This is a genomic window from Bacillus cereus group sp. N21 (assembly GCF_016483395.1).
Taxonomy (GTDB): Bacteria; Bacillota; Bacilli; order Bacillales; family Bacillaceae_G; genus Bacillus_A; species Bacillus_A pseudomycoides.
Map to the genome: position 1 here is coordinate 1 of NZ_JAEHBX010000218.1, position 683 is coordinate 683.

Sequence of the window (683 nt, forward strand, 5' to 3'; positions counted from 1 at the left end):
AGCTCCGATTGAATATCGAATCTCGATGGCTGCATAGTCTTTTTTTACAGCTGTCCACTTGACGGGGGTAAGACCAACCAGTCTGTCCAAAATCAGAAAGAATTCATCCATCAATTGTTTGGACTTGCAGCATAAGATACGATTCCGTTAAGAATATATGCGCTTTATTCTCTTTTATTTTATTTTTGCACCAGAACCAAAAATAAATCTGCACGATTATCTTGGCATTTGGATGAGACTTATATCAAAGTTAAGGGAGAGTGGCGTTACCTCTATCGTGCAATTGATAAAGATGGACACACATTGGATATTCAACTTCGTAAAAAACGGGATCATCAGGCTGCCTATGCCTTCATGAAAAGATTGGTAAAACATTTTGGAGAACCAACGGTTCTCACTACAGACAAAGCGCCGGCATTACTTTGTGCATTTAACAAATTAAGAAAACAAGGATTTTATCAAACTACAATCCATTGTAGAATCAAACATTTAAACAATCTTATTGAACAAGATCATAGGCATGTAAAGAGACGTTTTGCCAAATCCGCAGGATTTCAAAATCTTCGTCATGCTTCACGTACGATAAAAGGTATCGAGACCATTCATGCCCTATATAAACAAAGGCGAAGTCTTCAAAGAGACTCCGCCTTTTCAACGTACAATGAACTTCAACAATTACTAGC

Annotated in this window: 1 pseudogene; it reads left to right on the forward strand. The window is 37.6% G+C overall.

From position 1 onward, the window contains the following. Positions 1 to 195 precede the first annotated feature (195 nt). Positions 196 to 683: pseudogene (locus JDS96_RS30560) on the forward strand (IS6 family transposase); the annotation flags it as partial.